Genomic DNA, 16,655 nt, shown 5'->3' with positions numbered 1-16,655 from the left:
CGGCACGTCACCCCGAGGCCAGCGCGATGCTGCGCAGCGCCGCGTTGGCGACCGCGGCCGGGGTCAGGCCCAGATGTGCGGCCACCTCGGGTCCCGGTCCGCTCGCACCGAAGCGTTCGATGCCGATCACCGTGTCGAACGGCCGCGCCAACGCCCGCCAGCCGGTCGTCACCCCGGCCTCGATCCACACCACCGGCAGATCGGGCAGGGCGGTGCCGTCGGCCTCCAACGCGGCCGCGATCCGCTCCCGCCACATCACGGAGACCACCAGGGCGGATATGCCACGCGCACCGAGCATTTCGGCCGCTTCCAGCGCGAGCGCCACCTCCGAGCCGCTGGCCGCCAGCATCACGTGCGCGGTGTCGGCCACCGGCCGGACAACGCGCATGCCGTAGTGGCGGACGTCGTCCAGTCCGGCGCCGCCGAGCACCGGCAGGTCTTGCCGGCTCAGAATCAAAGCCGTGGGGCCGTCGGTGTTGGCGGCCGCCAGTTGCCATGCCAGTGCCGTCTCGGCGGCATCACCCGGCCGCAGCACCGTGAGACCCGGGATGAGCCGCAAGGATTCCAGTTGTTCGATCGGCTGATGCGTCGGGCCGTCCTCGCCGACATGCACCGAATCGTGGGTGAACACATACACCACGGGCAATTTCATCAACGCGGACAGCCGCAGGGCGGGGCGCAGGTAGTCGGCGAACACCAGGAAAGTGCTGCCGAACGGACGCAACCCGCCATGCAACGCAATCCCGTTCAACACCGCGGCCATGGCGTGCTCGCGGATGCCGAAATGGATGGTGCGGCCGTTGAAGTCGCCCGGGCCGACGTCGCCGCCGGGGATGGCGGTGTTGGTCGAGGCGGCCAGGTCGGCCGATCCGCCGACCAATCCCGGGTAGACAGATGCCAGGGCGTTCAACGCGGCACCGGATGCCTTGCGGGTCGCGGACTTTCCACCGGGAGCGGCGTCGTCGGCCAGCGGCGTCAACACCGACAGGTCGTCGACGGTGGGAACCGCGTCCAGCGGAAAGTCCATCGACAGCTGCGGATTCGCGGCCCGCCACTCGGCATGTGTCCGCGCCCAGCGGATGTATTCCGCCTGGCCGCGGGCGACGGCCACGGCCGCGGTCGCGCTGACCGCGAGCGGTACGTGGAAGTGTTCGTCGGGCCAGTCCAGCCGTGCGCGCATGGCATTGAGCACCTCCGGGCCCAGCGGGCTGCCATGGGCTTTCGGTGTGCCCTCCACGCCGGGGGCGCCGAAACCGATGGTGGTGCGCACCCGGATGAAGACGGGCCTGCCGTCACCGTAGGAGGCATCGGTGAACGCGCGGTCCAGGGCGGGCACGTCGTTGCCGTCCTCGACGGTCAGCACCCGCCAGCCGTAGGCCGCAAACCGTGCCTCGACGTCGTCGGCGCAACTCTGCGACGCCGGGCCGTCGATGGTGATGTCGTTGTCGTCGAAGATGACGATGAGCCGGTCCAGGCCGAGTCGCCCGGCCAGAGAAGCGGCCTCGTGGCTGATGCCCTCCATCAGGTCGCCGTCGCCGGCCAGCACCCAGGTGCGGTGGTCGACGACGGTGTGTTCCTCGGTGTTGCACCGGGCGGCCAGCATCCGCTCCGCCAGTGCCATGCCGACCGCGTTCGCAATCCCTTGTCCCAGGGGGCCCGTCGTGGTCTCGACGCCGGGGGTGTGGCCGTATTCGGGGTGCCCCGGCGTCATCGAACCGAGCTGGCGGAACCTGCGCAGCTCGCGGATCGGCAGGTCGTAGCCGAAGACGTGCAGCAGGGCGTAGAGCAACATCGACCCGTGTCCGGCGGACAGCACGAAGCGGTCGCGGTCGGGCCAGTTCGGGTCGCCGTTGTGGCGCAGGTGTCGGGACCACAGGGTCCAGGCGATGGCACTGGTGCCCAGTGGCAGTCCCGGGTGCCCGCTGTTGGCGGCCTGCACGCCGTCGGCGGCCAGGAACCGCAGGGTGTTGATCGCCAGCCGGTCCAATTCGTCTGTCCTGGGCGTTATTTCACTTGGACTCGGTGCGATGGTCATCGCGTCACCAGCCTTCCGTTGATCTCGTGGGCATCGCCAGTTGCACCAGCGGCAGCAGTGCGCAATGCGTTCGCCCGTTCTGTCATATCTCCGCCGAACAACGCTGATCCGGCACAGAACACGTCGGCTCCGGCCGCGGCGGCACCGGCGATGGTGAGCGGGCTGATGCCTCCGTCCACCTCAAGCTCGATTTCCAGTCCGCGACTGTCGATTTCGGTCCTAGCGGCGGCGATCTTGGATTCCATGCTGGCCAGGTATCGCTGGCCGCCGAAGCCTGGGTTGACCGTCATGATCAGCAGTAGATCGGTGATGTCGAGCACGTCGACGACGGCGGCCAGGGGAGTGGCCGGGTTGAGCGCGACCCCGCCGCGGGCCCCGAGGTCGCGGATGCTGGACAACGTGCGGTGCAGGTGCCGACATGCCTCGGCGTGCACGATCACGATCTCGCAGCCGGCCTCGACCCAGCGGGGCAGCGTCGAGTCCGGGTCCTCGACCATCAGATGCGCCTCAAAGCCGATCGACACCCGGTCGCGGCAGGAGGCGATCACGTCCGGACCGAAGGTCAGGTTGGGGACGAACCGGCCGTCCATGACGTCCCACTGGATCCGGTCGACGCCGGCGCGCTCGATCTCGGTGACGTCGTGGCCGAGTTCGGCGAAGTCCGCCGGCAGCACCGATGCGACCAGAATTGGTGTCACCAAGCCACCTCCTTCAATTTCATTGCCGCTCAAGGTAGGGCGACTCGTGGCGGCGACGTATCCCCCAGGGTGGGGAAAATCAGGGTGTGCCGGGCGCGGAATTATCGGGAACGAAAATGTGGTGACGCTATTCGGATTCGCCATTATCTTGAATACATGATGACGGCTACCGCGGCATCACCCGTTCGAGTGGTTTTGGTCGATGACCACGAAATGGTCATCGAGGGTCTGAAGGCGATGCTCGCGTCTTTCAAGAATCGGGTACGGGTCGTCGGGCAAGCCGTCGGCGCCGAAAACGCACTCTCGATCATCGCGAGCCTGGAACCCGACATCGTGTTGTGCGACGTACGGATGCAGGGCGCCAGCGGGCTGGACCTGTGCCGCGAGATCCGCGAGCGGACTCCCGCCTGCAAAGTGATCCTGCTGTCGGTCTACGAGGACGAGCAGTACCTGTTCCAGGCGCTGCGGGTCGGGGCTTCCGGCTATCTGTTGAAGGGCATCAGCAGCGACGAACTGGTGCGCCAACTCGAGTATGTGCAAGGCGGTTCGAGGGCGATCGACGCCGGCCTGGCCGCTCGCGCCGCCGACACCGCGGCTCGGCTGCAGCGCGACGAGTTCTGGCCCGGCGCGCGACAGGGCCTGAGCCAACGGGAGAGCGAAATCCTGTCGTTCGTGGTGGCCGGCCTGTCCAATCGGGGCATCGCCAGCAAACTCGTCATCGGTGACGAGACCGTCAAGAGCCACCTGCGCTCCATCTATCGCAAGCTCGGCGTCGCCGACCGCACTGCGGCCGTGGCCGTGGCGTTGCGCGAGGGCATCTACCAGTGACCGTGCGCGGCCTGGTCGACGCCGACCGCGAGGTCGCGCTGCTGCTCGACATCGTGGCAGCCACGCAGAGCGGACCGGGCGTCGAGCCGGTGGCCGCCGCGGTAGCCCGCCTCATCACCGCGGCCACACCGGCCGACGTCTGCTTCGTGCATGTGCTCGACGACTCGGGCGGCTCGCTGACCCTGGCCGGTGCGACGCCGCCGTTCGACCAACACATCGGCCAGGTGCAGCTGCAACTCGGTGAAGGCGTCTCCGGATGGGTCGCTCGGCATCGCGAGCCGGTCGTCATCACCAGCGACAAGGAAGACGACCCGCGGTACGTGCCGATCGCCGCGCTACGCGGCTCCGACTTCACCTCGATGGCGTCGGTTCCCATGGAGACCGGGCCGGGCCGGCTGGTCGGGGTGCTCAATGTCCACACCGTGGCACGCCGCGAGTTCACCGAACGCGACATCCAACTGCTGCTGGCCATCGGCCGGCTGACGGCTGGCGCGTTGGATCAGGCCAGAGTGCACCGGCAGTTGGCCCTGCGGGAACGGGTGCATGGCGATTTCGCCGAGCAGGTTATCGCCGCGCAGGAATCCGAGCGCCGCCGGTTGGCCGGCGACATCCACGACGGCATCTCGCAACGCCTGGTGAGCCTGAGTTACCGGCTGGACGCCGCCGCGCGGGCGGTGGAGATCGACGACGCCGACGAGGCCACCGAGCAACTCGAAAAGGCTCGTGACCTCGTCGACCTCACGTTGGCCGAGGCGCGGTCGGCAATCAGCGGCCTGCGTCCACCCGTGCTGGACGATCTGGGTCTGCGGGGCGGGCTGGCCAGCCTGGCGGCCACCATCCCCGAGGTGGACCTCGACCTGGAGCTGGCCGATGACCGGCTGTCCGAGCATGTCGAGGTGGCGCTCTACCGGATTGCCCAGGAGTGCCTGCAGAACGTCGTCAAGCACTCGCGGGCGCTGACCGCCAAGCTGCGCTTCGCCGTTGACGATGGTCAAGCTCTTCTCGAGGTCGCCGACGACGGAGTCGGTTTCGACTGCAGCTCGGCCGACCGGGCGCCCACCAGCTACGGCATGCTGTCGATGACAGAGCGCACGGAGCTGGTGGGCGGTCGGCTGGTCGTGCGGTCGGCCCCCGGAGCGGGAACCACGGTCACGGTGACCGTGCCCCTGACCGCGGGCGCCGATCAGGCGGGCTGAAGTTCGCCGCGCAGGCGCAGGGCGGCCGCGTTGGCGGCCACGTGCGTGGCCAGGGCTTCCTGCGCCGCGCCGACCCGCGTCTCGTCGCCGCGCCACGCCTGCAACGCGGGTGACACCAGGGCCCGGCCGAAGGAGAAGGTCAGCGGCCAGGGCGTGCGGTGTGCCTGCAACGCGGTGAGGTTTGCCGTCGCCCGCCGCGGTGACTGGCCGCCGGACAGGAACGCCACCCCGGCCAACTCGGCCGGCCAGGCCCGCAGCACCGAAACCGAGGCCTCGGCGACCTGCTCGGCGTCGGCCTGAGTCGCGTGGTTTTCGCCTTCGATCACCATGTTGGGTTTGAGGACGACGCCAGCCAGATCGACGCGCAGCAAGTTCAGCTGCTGGCGCACCGCGGCGTGCACGCTGGCGGTCACCTCGGCGCAGCGCGCGATGCTGTGCGAGCCGGTCATCAGCACCTCGGGTTCGACGATCGGCACCAGGCCGGCCTCCTGGCAGGCGGCGGCGTAGCGGGCCAGCGCATTGGCGTTGCAGGCAATCGCGCCCCAGCTCGGGGTGCTGTCGGTGATGGTGAAGACCGCGCGCCACTTGGCGAACGCCGCGCCCATCTGCGCGTACCGGGCCAGCCGGGCGGGCAGTCCGTCCAGACCCTCGGTCACCGTTTCGCCGGGCAGGCCCGGGCACGGCTTGGCGCCGGTGTCGACCTTGATGCCGGGCAGCATGCCGAGGTCACGGACCGCCTGAGCAAACGGTCGCCCGTCGCTGAACACCTGGGTGAGGGTTTCCTCGCAGAAGATGATCCCGGACACCCCGTCGGACAGGCCCGGCGTGCTGGCCAGGATCTCGCGGTAGGTGCGCCGGCTGTCCGCGGTCGGGGTGACACCCGCCTTTTCCAGCCGTGCGGACATGGTCGCGATGCTCTCGTCGGCGGCCAGGATGCCCTTGCCGGGCGTGGTCAGTGTCGTGGCGATCTCCCTGCATGTGTTCATGCGGCTCACGGTAAGAAGCCGGCCACTGGCCCGGCGTCACCCGATCGGTGGAACGTGCGGGGTAGCGAATGAGACTTAACTATTCACTTCAGTATTGAAGGCTTATTCTCGATAGACAGCTTCAGTATTGCGCTGACAGCATTCCAGCCATGACAGAGAGATGGAACGCGGGCGTGATCCCGTACGCGGAAATGGGTTACTGGCAGCCGGACTACGTGCCGAAGGACACCGACGTGTTGTGCGCCTTCCGGATCACCCCGCAGGAGGGTGTGCCGCCGGAGGAGGCGGGTGCGGCGGTCGCCGGCGAATCGAGCACCGCGACGTGGACGGTGGTGTGGACCGACCGGCTCACCACCTTCGAGCACTACCAGGCCAAGTGCTACCGGGTGGAGGCGGTGCCCAACGCACCCGGGCAGTGGATCGCCTGGATCGCCTACGACCTCGACCTGTTCGAAGAAGGCTCCATCGCCAACCTGACCAGTTCGATCATCGGCAACGTCTTCGGGTTCAAGCCGCTCAAGGCGCTGCGCCTGGAAGACATGCGGATTCCCACCCACTACGTCAAGACGTTCCAAGGCCCCCCGCACGGGATCGTGATGGAACGCGAGTACCTCAACAAGTTCGGTCGGCCACTGTTGGGCGCCACCACCAAGCCCAAGCTCGGGCTCTCGGCGCGCAACTATGGCCGGGTTGTCTACGAGGCACTGCGCGGCGGGCTGGACTTCACCAAAGACGACGAGAACATCAACTCCCAACCGTTCATGCGGTGGCGCGACCGGTTCCTGTTCTGTATGGAAGCGGTCAACCGGGCCCAGGCCGCGACCGGCGAGATCAAGGGCCATTACCTCAACGTCACCGCCGGGACCATGGAGGAGATGTACGAGCGGGCCGAATTCGCCGCGGAACTCGGCTCGGTGGTCGTCATGATCGACCTGACGATCGGCTACACCGCGATCCAGTCGATGGCCAAGTGGGCGCGCAAGAACGGCGTCCTGCTGCACCTGCACCGCGCCGGGCACGGCACCTACACCCGGCAGAAGACGCACGGCGTCAGCTTCCGGGTCATCTCCAAGTGGATGCGGCTGGCCGGCGTCGACCACATCCACGCCGGGACCGTCGTCGGAAAGTTGGAGGGCGACCCCAACAGCATCGCCGGTTTCTACGACACGCTGCGGCTCAACAGCGTGCCGGCCGACCCGAGGAAGGGCCTGTATTTCGACCAGGAATGGGCGTCGATGCCCGGTGTCATGCCGGTGGCGTCCGGCGGTATCCACGCCGGCCAGATGCACCAGCTCCTGCACTACCTCGGCGAGGACGTGGTGTTGCAATTCGGCGGCGGCACCATCGGTCATCCGATGGGCATCGCCGCCGGAGCCGAGGCCAACCGCGTCGCGTTGGAGGCGATGATCAAGGCCCGCAACGAAGGCCGTGACTACTACCAGGAAGGCCCCGAAATCCTCAAGAAGGCCGCGGCGCGCAACCGCGCTTTGGACACCGCGCTGGCCACCTGGGGTGACATCACCTTCAACTACGAATCCACCGACACCCCCGACGTCGTCGCGACGCCGACCAGGGTCTGACGGCGAGAGGAGCACAGCAGCATGCGCATCACCCAGGGCACCTTTTCCTATCTGCCCGACTTCACCGACGACGAGATCAAGGCGCAGATCAACTATGCGCTGGAGCACGGCTGGCCGCTGTCGGTGGAGTTCACCGACGACCCGCATCCCCGCAACACCTACTGGGAGATGTGGGGGCTGCCGATGTTCGACCTCAAGGACGCGGCGGGGGTGCTGCTCGAGGTCAACGCCTGCCGGGCGGCCTATCCGAACAGCTACATCCGGCTCAATGCATACGACTCCGGCCTCGGCCGACAGACGACGGCGCTGTCGTTCATCGTGAACCGGCCCGCCGAAGAACCCGGGTTCCGGCTCGAGCGGGCCGAGCGGGCCGACCGCCGGATCGGCTACACCACGTACGCGTACGCCACCGAGCGGCCCGTCGGGCAGCGATACGAGGCGCCGTGACCGCGTTCGGTTTCCGTCCGGCCCCAGAGCCCGAGGGAGAGGTCCTCGGCCCGGATGCCGTCGTCGACCTGGCGGCGGCCCGGGCGAGCTCGGGCATCGACGAGGTGCTGTCCGCGCTGGACCGGGAGCTCGTCGGCCTGGAACCGGTGAAGACCCGGATCGCCGAGATCGCGGCGCTGTTGCTGGTCGACCGGATGCGGGAACGTTTCGGGGTCAGCGCTCCGCAGCCGACGCTGCACATGTGCTTCACCGGCAACCCGGGAACCGGCAAGACCACCGTCGCGATGCGGATGGCGGACCTTCTGCATCGGCTCGGCTACCTGCGCCGCGGACACCTGGTCGCGGTGACGCGCGACGATCTGGTCGGCGAGTACGTGGGGCACACCGCCCCGAAGACCAAGGAAGTCATCAAGCGGGCGATGGGCGGGGTGCTGTTCGTCGACGAGGCCTACTACCTGTACAAGGCCGAGAACGAGCGCGACTACGGCGGCGAAGCCATCGAGATCCTGCTGCAGGTGATGGAGAACAACCGCGACGATCTGGTGGTGATCCTGGCCGGCTACGCCGACAAGATGGAGCGGTTCTTCTCCGCCAACCCGGGCATGCAGAGCCGGGTCGCCCACCACATCTCGTTCCCGGACTACACGGTCGGCGAACTCGAGGAGATCGCCGGGCTGATGATCACCGGCCTGGGTTACCGATTCTCCGAGGACGCCAAGGTGGTGCTGCGGCAGTACCTGCACCGGCGCCGGGACCAGCCGTGGTTTGCCAACGCGCGCAGCGTGCGCAACGCGCTGGAGCGGGCCCGGCTGCGGCACGCGCGGCGCCTCTTGGAGCAGGCCGACACTGCCCCTGCTTCCAACGTCGGGCTGGACGCGCTGACCACCATCGAAGCGGTAGACCTGCTGGCCAGCCGGGTGTTCGAGACACGGGAGAGCGCATGACAACCAACGCGCGCCTGCGGGCGCTGGTCGAGGTGGCCGATACCGGTTCGGTGCGCGGCGCTGCCGAACGGCTGGTGGTGACCGAGTCGTCGATCTCGTCGGCGATACGGGCGTTGAGCAGCGACATCGGCATCGCCCTGGTCGACCGGCACGGTCGAGGAGTGCGCCTGACGCCGGCGGGGTTGCGGTACGTGGAGTACGCGCGGCGCATCCTGGGCCTGCACGACGAGGCGATTTCGGCCGCCCGTGGCGAGGCGGATCCGGAGAACGGTTCGATCCGGCTGGCCGCGGTGACGTCGGCCGGCGAACTGTTGATCCCGGCGGCGCTGGCGTCGTTTCGCGCGGAGCATCCCGGCGTGACCCTGCACGTCGAAGTGGCGGCGCGGGGCGCGTTGTGGCCGATGCTCGCTCGCCACGAAGTCGACCTGGTTTTCGCGGGCCGCCCGCCCGAGGAGCTGCGCCAGCAGGTCCGGGTGCGGGCGATCAGCCCGAACACGCTGATCGTGGTGGGCCCGCCCGAGCTTGCCGACGGCTTCGCGCCGGGGACGGCAACCTGGTTGTTGCGCGAGCAGGGGTCGGGCACCCGGTCCACGCTGATGGCGCTGCTCGAGGAATTGGATGTCACGCCGCCGCAGCTGGTGCTGGGGTCACACAGCGCGGTGGTGTCCGCGGCCGTTGCGGGGTTGGGCGTCACGTTGGTGTCGCGTCAGGCGGTGCGCCGGGAGCTGGAGGCCGGCGCGCTGGTCGAACTGCCCGTGCCGGGCACTCCCATCAAGCGGCCCTGGCACGTCGTCAGCCAGCCCACTCCGCCGATGGCGACCGAGCTGTTGATCGACCATCTGGTGTCCCACCAGGAGCTCGGCTGGCGGCAGGTGAGCGCGGTGCGGCGCGCCTCGTAATCGCGTCTGCGTTGAGTCTGCGTTTTGGGCGGGGAAGTTCGAGTAGAGGCCGCCAAAAGCGCAGTATCAACGCGTCGTTGCTACCGTCGCAACGTGTCCGACGGCGCCTCGCCCCACCGCTTGCGATACTCCACAGCAAAGCTGCCAAGGTGGTGGAATCCCCAGCGTTCGGCGACGGCCGTGACCGTCACACCGTCGGACGGCATCGCGTCCATCAGCTCCTCGTGCACCCGCTCGAGTCGGCGTTCGCGGACGTAGGTCATCGGGGTCATGTTGAGCTCTTCGCGAAACCCCTGCTGAACCGACCGGACGCTCATGTGGACCGCCTTGGCGATGTCATCCATGGTGATCCGTTCGGCGAGATGGTCGTCGATGTAGTTCATCGCGTCGTGCACCACGACTCGGCGCGGATCGGGCTGGACCGGCTGCAGGAACTCCTCGTAATAGTTGGACTGCTGCAAGTGCAGCAAAGTGCTCATCAGCAGTTCCTCGATCGCGCCGATGCCCTGGCCGCGCTGGATCAACGACCCGGGGTGAAACACCTCGGAATGGATCAGCTGGACGGCGGTGTGCCAGCGCATCGCGGCTTCGGTCGTCAGGTCGAACTCGGGCTCGAACTCCAACTGCTTGTTCAGGCTGCGGCCCAACAGCCGGGTCAGGTGCGCGGCCATCGCGCGCTGTTCGATGCGGATCAGCAACTGCGGGGAGTCGTGATCGAACTCGATGTGCAGGGACTCGCCGGGACTGGTCACCAGCGCGCAGATGGTGTTGGCCTCGAAGCTGCGGCCGCGGTGCTCGACCAGGGCGCGGCCGTTCATCGGCATGTGCACGCCGTAGTACTGGCCGAGGGCGGGAATGTCGATGGTCGCCGCCACGTGGACGTCGAGGTACAACATGCTGACGTTGCGCAGCCGCACGCCGTGCATGGTCGCAGCAAACCCGTCGGCGTTCTCGGGAGGGACGTGCAGCGACAACGGCGCCAGCGCCTTGGTCATCAGCCGCATGGCCTCGTTCGGGCTCTCGGTATAGAAGATTTCGTTGTCCGCCAGGGCCGGCGGGACGCCACGCGAGCGCACTTTGCGCCGCACCGGGTTCGCGGTCCGCCGGACGTCGATGTAGCCCAGGCGAGTCAGTCGCGACACGGCGTAAACCCTGGTTGAAGCCGTGTAGCAGCCCGTCGCGATGGTGAAGTGTTCACTAAATAATCGACGGTGATCATGCAAGTCTCTCCGACATCGACGCGCACCAGCGGGTAGAACTGTTCGCAATTCTGACAACAGTTGCGCGAAAGCGATAGGCAGACCCCAAACTGGTCGCTAGCTTTGTGATCGGGGCCACAGTTCACTGTGGTCGCCCAGGATCGGGCACAGCCCGCCCGATCCGCTAAGGGAGGTGTTATGTCAGCAAACGGTCAGGTTGCCACGCTCTCGCCGGCTGACCAGCTGCGTGAGCGGCTCGACGACCCCGCGATCGCAGAGTCGCTCAACACCCTGCTCGACCACGTCGACCTGTTGGCGGTGCTGGTCAGCGGATTGGACGGATTCGTGCGGCGCGGTGACGCGATCAGCGAGTCGTTGGCCTCGACGGTCGGTGAGCTGCGCACGGGGGTCCAAGCCGAGCTGCAATCGGTGGACCTACAGTCGCTGGTGTCCAGCCTGGCGTCGCTCACGTCGGCGCTGGTCGACGCGACGCCGGCGTTGAACAGGATCCTGCACTCGCCGCTCGTCGAGCCGCAGACCGCAGATGTCCTGGCGGAGATGGGTCAGGCCCTGGTCGAAGGCAAAGCCGCCGCGACGGCCGATCCGGGTGGCCCCAAGGGTTTCTTGGGACTATGGCGGGTCAGCAAGGACAAGGACGTCAGCCGAGGCATGGGCTTCCTGGTACAGGTGGCCCGGGCGTTTGGCCGGCGTTTACCCCAATAACCAAAAACCGTTTATCGACAGCCCACGATTCACCAAAATGCGGTCGCGCCCTCGGCCGCCATTCGAGAGGAGTTCCTATGGCTTCCGTTTTGTGGTTTCAGGGCGGTGCTTGTAGCGGAAATACCATGTCTTTTCTCAACGCCGAGGAGCCGAACGTCGTCGACTTAATTGTCGATTTCGGACTGGATCTGCTGTGGCATCCGTCATTGGGGCTCGAGCTCGGAAAGAATGCGCAGAAAGTTTTCTGGGATTGCGCCAAGGGTGACCGCCCGCTGGACATCTTCGTGTTCGAGGGCACCGTCATCGAGGCGCCCAACGGCACCGGCCGGATGGACATGTTCGCCGACCGGCCGATGAAGGACTGGGTCACCGATCTCGCCGCCGCCGCGCAGATCGTGGTGGCCATCGGCGACTGCGCCTGCTGGGGTGGCATCCCCGCCATGGAGCCCAACCCATCGGGGTCGACCGGCCTGCAGTTCCACAAGCGCGAGAAGGGCGGGTTCCTGGGACCGGACTTCCGGTCGAAGATGGGCCTGCCCGTCATCAACATTCCGGGCTGCCCCGCCCACCCGGACTGGATCACCCAGATCATCGTTGCGTTGGCCACCGGCCGCGCGGGCGACATCACCCTCGACGAGCTGCACCGGCCCGAGACATTCTTCAAGACCTTCACCCAAACCGGTTGCACCCGTGTGCAATTCTTCGAATACAAGCAATCGACGCTGTCCTTCGGTGAGGGCACCCGCACCGGATGCCTGTTCTACGAATTCGGCTGCCGGGGCCCGATGACCCACTCGCCCTGCAACCGGATCCTGTGGAACCGCCAGTCGTCGAAGACCCGCGCCGGCATGCCGTGCCTGGGTTGCACCGAACCGGAATTCCCGCACTTCGACCTGGCGCCGGGAACCGTGTTCAAGACCCAGAAGGTCAGCGGCATGATTCCCAAGGAAGTGCCCGAGGGGTCGGACCACCTCACCTACATGGCGCACGCCGCGGCCGCGCGCATCGCCGCGCCGCAGTGGTCCAAAGAAGACATGTTCGTCGTCTGACGACCGACCAGCACGCCAACAGCCCTGGTAGTGCCCACATTTCAGGAGGGATTCCAACCATGACCGCGCTTGATCTTTTCGTCAGCCCGCTAGGGCGTGTCGAGGGCGACCTCGACGTCCGCGTCACCGTCGAGGACGGGGTTGTCACATCGGCCTGGACCGAGGCCGCGATGTTCCGCGGCTTCGAAATCATTCTGCGCGGCAAGGACCCGCAGGCCGGCCTGATCGTGTGCCCGCGCATCTGCGGCATCTGCGGCGGCAGCCACTTGTACAAGTCGGCGTACGCCCTGGACACCGCGTGGCGAACGCACATGCCGCCCAACGCAACTCTGATCCGCAACATCTGTCAGGCTTGCGAAACGCTGCAGTCGATTCCGCGCTACTTCTACGCGCTCTTCGCCATCGACCTGACCAACAAGAATTACGCCAAGTCCAAGCTCTACGACGAGGCGGTACGCCGATTCGCCCCGTATGTCGGCACGAGTTACCAACCGGGCGTGGTGCTTTCGGCAAAACCCGTTGAGGTGTATGCGATTTTCGGTGGCCAGTGGCCGCATTCGAGTTTCATGGTGCCTGGAGGGGTGATGTGCGCGCCAACGTTGTCCGACGTCACCCGCTCCATTTCCATCCTGGAGCATTGGAAGGACAACTGGCTGGAAGCTCGTTGGCTCGGTGGCACCATCGACCGCTGGTTGGAGAACAAGACCTGGGAGGACGTGCTCGCCTGGGTCGACGAGAACGAGTCGCACTACAACAGCGACTGCGGCTTCTTCATCCGCTACTGCCTCGACGTCGGCCTGGACAAATACGGCGCCGGCGTGGGCAACTACATCGCCACCGGCACCTACTTCGACCCGTCCCTGTACGAGAACCCGACGATTGCCGGGCGCAATGAGGCGCTGATCGGCCGTTCGGGTGTGTTCGCGAAGGGCCAGTGGTACGAGTTCGACCAGGCCAATGTCCGTGAGGACGTGACGCATTCGTTCTACCAGGGCAGCAAGCCGCTGCACCCGTTCGAAGGCGAAACGCTGCCGATCGACCCCGAGGAAGGCCGCAAGCAGGGTAAGTACAGCTGGGCCAAGTCGCCGCGCTACGCCGTCGGCGACCTGGGCAACATCCCGCTGGAAGCCGGCCCGCTGGCGCGCCGGATGGCCGCCGGCGGTCCCAACGCCGCCGCGCACCAGGACAACGACCCGCTGTTCGTGGACATCTACAACAAGATCGGGCCGAGCGTCATGGTTCGCCAGTTGGCCCGCATGCACGAGGGCCCCAAGTACTACAAGTGGACCCGCGAATGGCTCGACCAGCTGAACCTCAAAGAGAGCTTCTACTCCAAACCGATCGAGCACGCCGAGGGCATGGGGTTCGGATCCACCGAGGCCGCGCGCGGCTCGCTGTCGGACTGGATTGTGATCGAGGACAACAAGATCAAGAACTACCAAGTGGTGACTCCCACCGCGTGGAACATCGGTCCACGCGACAGCTCCCAGGCGCTCGGCCCCATCGAGAGCGCACTGGTCGGGTCGCCGATCGTCGACCTCGAGGACCCGGTCGAACTCGGCCACGTGGCGCGCAGCTTCGACTCCTGCCTGGTGTGCACCGTGCACGCGTATGACGGCAAGACGGGCAAGGAGATGTCCCGGTTCGTGATCAACGGGATGGTGTGATCCTGACGACCTACGATTGCAGTTTGGGCGCCGACTCAGACCTGAACCAGGACCTGAACCTCGATCCTCCGGGATGCGCGGTGCTGGTGGTCGGCTGCGGCAATCTACTGCGCGGCGACGACGGGGTCGGGCCGATCCTGGTCCGGCACCTGTGGGAGCGGGGTGTGCCCGACGGGGCGAAGCTGGTCGACGGCGGCACCGCCGGCATGGACGTCGCATTCCAGATGCGCGGCGCCGAACGGGTGGTGATCATCGACGCGGCCGCGACGGGCTCCGCGCCGGGAACCATCTTCAAAGTGCCGGGCGAGGAACTGGAGGAACTGCCTCCGCTGCAGGGCCTGCACACCCACTCCTTCCGGTGGGACCACGCCATCGCCTTCGCCCGCTGGGCCCTCGCCGAGGACTGCCCGACGGACATCACCGTGTATCTCATCGAGGTCAGCGGGGTGGAGTTGGGTGCCGACCTCTCCGAGCCCGTGCGGGCCGCGCTGGAGCAGGTCATCGACCGGATCGAGGCCGAATACCTGGCCGCGCTGCGGCCGGTGGTCCAGGACGAGATCACGGTCGAGTTCACCGCCGACGGGTACCTGCGCCTTGGCGCGGAGTTGGCGGCCAGCAGGTTTCCGTCCGACGCCGTGGTCGCCATGGTTCGCGACGGTGACCTGTGGCTGGTTCCGCTGCGCGGTCCGCGCAGCGGCGGCCTGCTGCTCAAACAACGCAATCCGGCCGGCGACCGCTCGCTGCTGATTCGTGAGGTGATCGCCGACCGCGAGATCTCGGGTGTGTTTCGTGCATGCTGGGACGATGAGCACAGGGCGTTGCGCATCCCGTTGCACGACGAACCGGGACCGCCAGGGTGATTCTCATGGCTGAGCGGCCGACGGACGGGGGGCAGCCCGAGCAGCGGGATCGCCCGCCGACGGTAGTCCGTACCGACAGCTCGGCCGATGAAGCGCTGGACGTACAGACCGTAGTGGTGGAAGAAAACGGCCGCTGGGCAGTGGAGATCGTCGTCGTGTTCGCCGACGGGGTGGTTCGAAAGCGGATCGACACCCACGCCACCAAGCGTCGTGCCGAGTTGTCGGCCGGCCTGATCAAGCGCGCCGCCGAACGCAATATCGGAGGGGGACCCCTGAATGGATGAGACACGATGACGGCAACCTCCGAACTCGACGCGCCGATGACGCTCGCGGACCGGCCCCAGCCGCTGGGCGCGTTCCCGTTGCCGCTGGGGTATCTGCTGATCCCGGCGGGCGCGGAGAACGACTTGGTGCGCGCAAAGCTGTTGGTTGGCAACCTACCTGACGAATGGCCCGACGAACTGCGCGCGCTGCAACTCGCGCACGACGGTGATATCGAGGCCGCGCTCGACCACCTGACCGGTGCGGACCCGGTCACCCGATACAACCGCTTCGTGCTGCACCCCGAGGGTGTCGACACCGACGAATTACGCACCGAGCTGGGTGAATTCGGCGTGCTGGTCGACCTTGTGCTGTTCACCCTCGGTAGGCGCGACACCCCACCCCAGGTCGACGACGCCACCGGTGAGCTCGCCGCCGCGGCACTGTCGGCGCAGGCTACTTACGCGCTGGCAGCGGGGGATCCCCAAACCGCGATAACCCTGCTGGAGCGGGCGGCCGAAGCGGCCTCGACGGTGTCGCCGTGCTTGCAGGGCGTGTTGGTCGGGGCGGCCGGATCGATCTGCCGGGACATCGAGGACTGGTCGGCTCAGGAGCGCTTTGAGCGGGCGCTGCAGTTGCTGGACGGCGCCGACGGCCTTCGCGTTGCCCGTGCCGAATTGCACCTCGCCATCGCGGGCTTGATCCATGAACGCGCCCAAGACAATCCGGCGTGGTTGTCGAAGGCCATTCCGCACTACCACTCCGCCCTGCAGTTGGTGCTGCGGGAGGAGGCGCCGCTGCTGTGGGCATCCGCGCACGCCAACCTCGCGACGGCGTATCTGACCATGCCGATGGTGGAGGCGTCCGACCAGTTGCGGCTGGGCGTGGCCGCGCAATCGTTGCGCTCGGCGCTGAAGGTCTACACACCGGAGCAGTACCCCGAGCAGTGGGCCAGCGTTCAGCTGAACCTGGCCAATTCGCTGGTGTACACGCCGTCCAAGCATCAGGCCGACAACCTCGTCGAGGCGGTGGAACTCTACGAGGGTGTGTTGGCCGTACGAGACCGGGAGACCGATCCACTGGGCCGCGCCAGGGTGCTGGCCAACCAGGGCAACGCGCTGGCCCACCTGGGCATGTTCGACCAGGCCAAGGCCAAGCTCTACGAGGCGCGCTTCCTGTTCGAGGAGCAGCAGGATCACGACTCGGTTCGCGCCGTGCGCGGCGTGCTGGACGAAATCGCAAGGCAAACAGCGCTTTCACGCAGCGAGTGATGAACGGCGGGG

16 protein-coding genes are annotated in these 16,655 nt (G+C 67.1%); 12 read left to right on the top strand and 4 right to left on the bottom strand.

All coding sequences use genetic code 11. The features are described from left to right. Positions 1-7 precede the first annotated feature (7 nt). Both tkt and rpe read right to left on the bottom strand, forming a co-directional pair. On the bottom strand, positions 8-2,035 hold the full coding sequence (gene tkt / locus BST27_RS06435; protein WP_069419535.1) for a transketolase: 2,028 nt from the start codon (positions 2,033-2,035) through the stop codon (positions 8-10). Continuing rightward, positions 2,032-2,733, bottom strand: a complete 702-nt coding sequence (gene rpe, locus BST27_RS06430) for a ribulose-phosphate 3-epimerase (RefSeq protein WP_232007293.1) — start codon at positions 2,731-2,733, stop codon at positions 2,032-2,034. The genes tkt and rpe overlap by 4 nt, the downstream gene beginning before the upstream one ends. Positions 2,734-2,889: 156 nt before the next feature. Between rpe and BST27_RS06425 the strand changes: the two genes are divergently transcribed. Then, positions 2,890-3,561, top strand: a complete 672-nt coding sequence (locus tag BST27_RS06425; RefSeq protein WP_079219709.1) for a response regulator — start codon at positions 2,890-2,892, stop codon at positions 3,559-3,561. Continuing rightward, positions 3,558-4,757, top strand: coding sequence for a GAF domain-containing sensor histidine kinase (locus tag BST27_RS06420; RefSeq protein ID WP_069419536.1), 1,200 nt, complete (start codon positions 3,558-3,560; stop codon positions 4,755-4,757). Before BST27_RS06425 ends, BST27_RS06420 begins: the two co-directional genes overlap by 4 nt. Here the strand turns inward: BST27_RS06420 and BST27_RS06415 are convergent. Next, a complete protein-coding gene (locus BST27_RS06415; protein WP_069419574.1) occupies positions 4,745-5,743 on the bottom strand; it encodes a class I fructose-bisphosphate aldolase in 999 nt (332 codons plus the stop codon). The genes BST27_RS06420 and BST27_RS06415 overlap by 13 nt on opposite strands. A 149-nt stretch (positions 5,744-5,892) precedes the next feature. Between BST27_RS06415 and BST27_RS06410 the strand changes: the two genes are divergently transcribed. From BST27_RS06410 to BST27_RS06395, 4 genes are read left to right on the top strand one after another with little or no spacing between them, the layout of a single operon-like run. Continuing rightward, entirely contained in the window at positions 5,893-7,323 is a 1,431-nt protein-coding gene (locus BST27_RS06410) for a form I ribulose bisphosphate carboxylase large subunit (protein ID WP_069419537.1), read from the top strand. 21 nt (positions 7,324-7,344) lie between these two features. Further along, the gene (locus BST27_RS06405) at positions 7,345-7,770 is read left to right on the top strand and encodes a ribulose bisphosphate carboxylase small subunit (protein ID WP_069419575.1); all 426 of its coding nucleotides are present in this window, start codon (positions 7,345-7,347) and stop codon (positions 7,768-7,770) included. Next, positions 7,767-8,714, top strand: a complete 948-nt coding sequence (gene cbbX, locus BST27_RS06400) for a CbbX protein (RefSeq protein ID WP_079219708.1) — start codon at positions 7,767-7,769, stop codon at positions 8,712-8,714. Before BST27_RS06405 ends, cbbX begins: the two co-directional genes overlap by 4 nt. Continuing rightward, the gene (locus tag BST27_RS06395; RefSeq protein WP_069419538.1) at positions 8,711-9,613 is read left to right on the top strand and encodes a LysR family transcriptional regulator; all 903 of its coding nucleotides are present in this window, start codon (positions 8,711-8,713) and stop codon (positions 9,611-9,613) included. Before cbbX ends, BST27_RS06395 begins: the two co-directional genes overlap by 4 nt. A gap of 80 nt (positions 9,614-9,693) precedes the next feature. On the opposite strand, the gene BST27_RS06390 is transcribed toward BST27_RS06395, so the two are convergent. Continuing rightward, positions 9,694-10,755, bottom strand: a complete 1,062-nt coding sequence (locus BST27_RS06390) for an AraC family transcriptional regulator (RefSeq protein ID WP_069419539.1) — start codon at positions 10,753-10,755, stop codon at positions 9,694-9,696. Positions 10,756-11,010: 255 nt separating this feature from the next. On the opposite strand from BST27_RS06390, the gene BST27_RS06385 reads away from it, so the two are divergent. The 6 genes from BST27_RS06385 (at position 11,011) to BST27_RS06360 (ending at position 16,643) form a co-directional block, all read left to right on the top strand. Beyond that, complete coding sequence (locus tag BST27_RS06385) at positions 11,011-11,535, top strand: helical membrane plugin domain-containing protein (protein ID WP_069419540.1); 525 nt, start codon at positions 11,011-11,013, stop codon at positions 11,533-11,535. A 77-nt stretch (positions 11,536-11,612) separates the two neighbouring features. Further along, positions 11,613-12,584: an NADH-quinone oxidoreductase subunit B family protein gene (locus tag BST27_RS06380; protein WP_069419541.1), complete on the top strand. Its 972-nt coding sequence runs from the start codon at positions 11,613-11,615 to the stop codon at positions 12,582-12,584. A 59-nt stretch (positions 12,585-12,643) separates the two neighbouring features. Continuing rightward, a complete protein-coding gene (locus BST27_RS06375; RefSeq protein WP_069419542.1) occupies positions 12,644-14,251 on the top strand; it encodes a nickel-dependent hydrogenase large subunit in 1,608 nt (535 codons plus the stop codon). Between the two features lie 86 nt (positions 14,252-14,337). Further along, entirely contained in the window at positions 14,338-15,111 is a 774-nt protein-coding gene (locus BST27_RS06370; RefSeq protein ID WP_069419577.1) for a hydrogenase maturation protease, read from the top strand. 5 nt (positions 15,112-15,116) lie between these two features. Continuing rightward, a complete protein-coding gene (locus tag BST27_RS06365; RefSeq protein WP_069419578.1) occupies positions 15,117-15,395 on the top strand; it encodes a hypothetical protein in 279 nt (92 codons plus the stop codon). Positions 15,396-15,401: 6 nt separating this feature from the next. Then, positions 15,402-16,643, top strand: a complete 1,242-nt coding sequence (locus BST27_RS06360; protein WP_069419543.1) for a hypothetical protein — start codon at positions 15,402-15,404, stop codon at positions 16,641-16,643. The last annotated feature ends 12 nt before the right edge of the window (positions 16,644-16,655 follow it).

It is taken from the genome of Mycobacterium intermedium (genome assembly GCF_002086275.1).
Classification (GTDB): domain Bacteria; phylum Actinomycetota; class Actinomycetes; order Mycobacteriales; family Mycobacteriaceae; genus Mycobacterium; species Mycobacterium intermedium.
The sequence above is the reverse complement of the archived record's forward strand: the minus strand, read 5'-3'. Positions and strand labels throughout refer to the sequence as shown.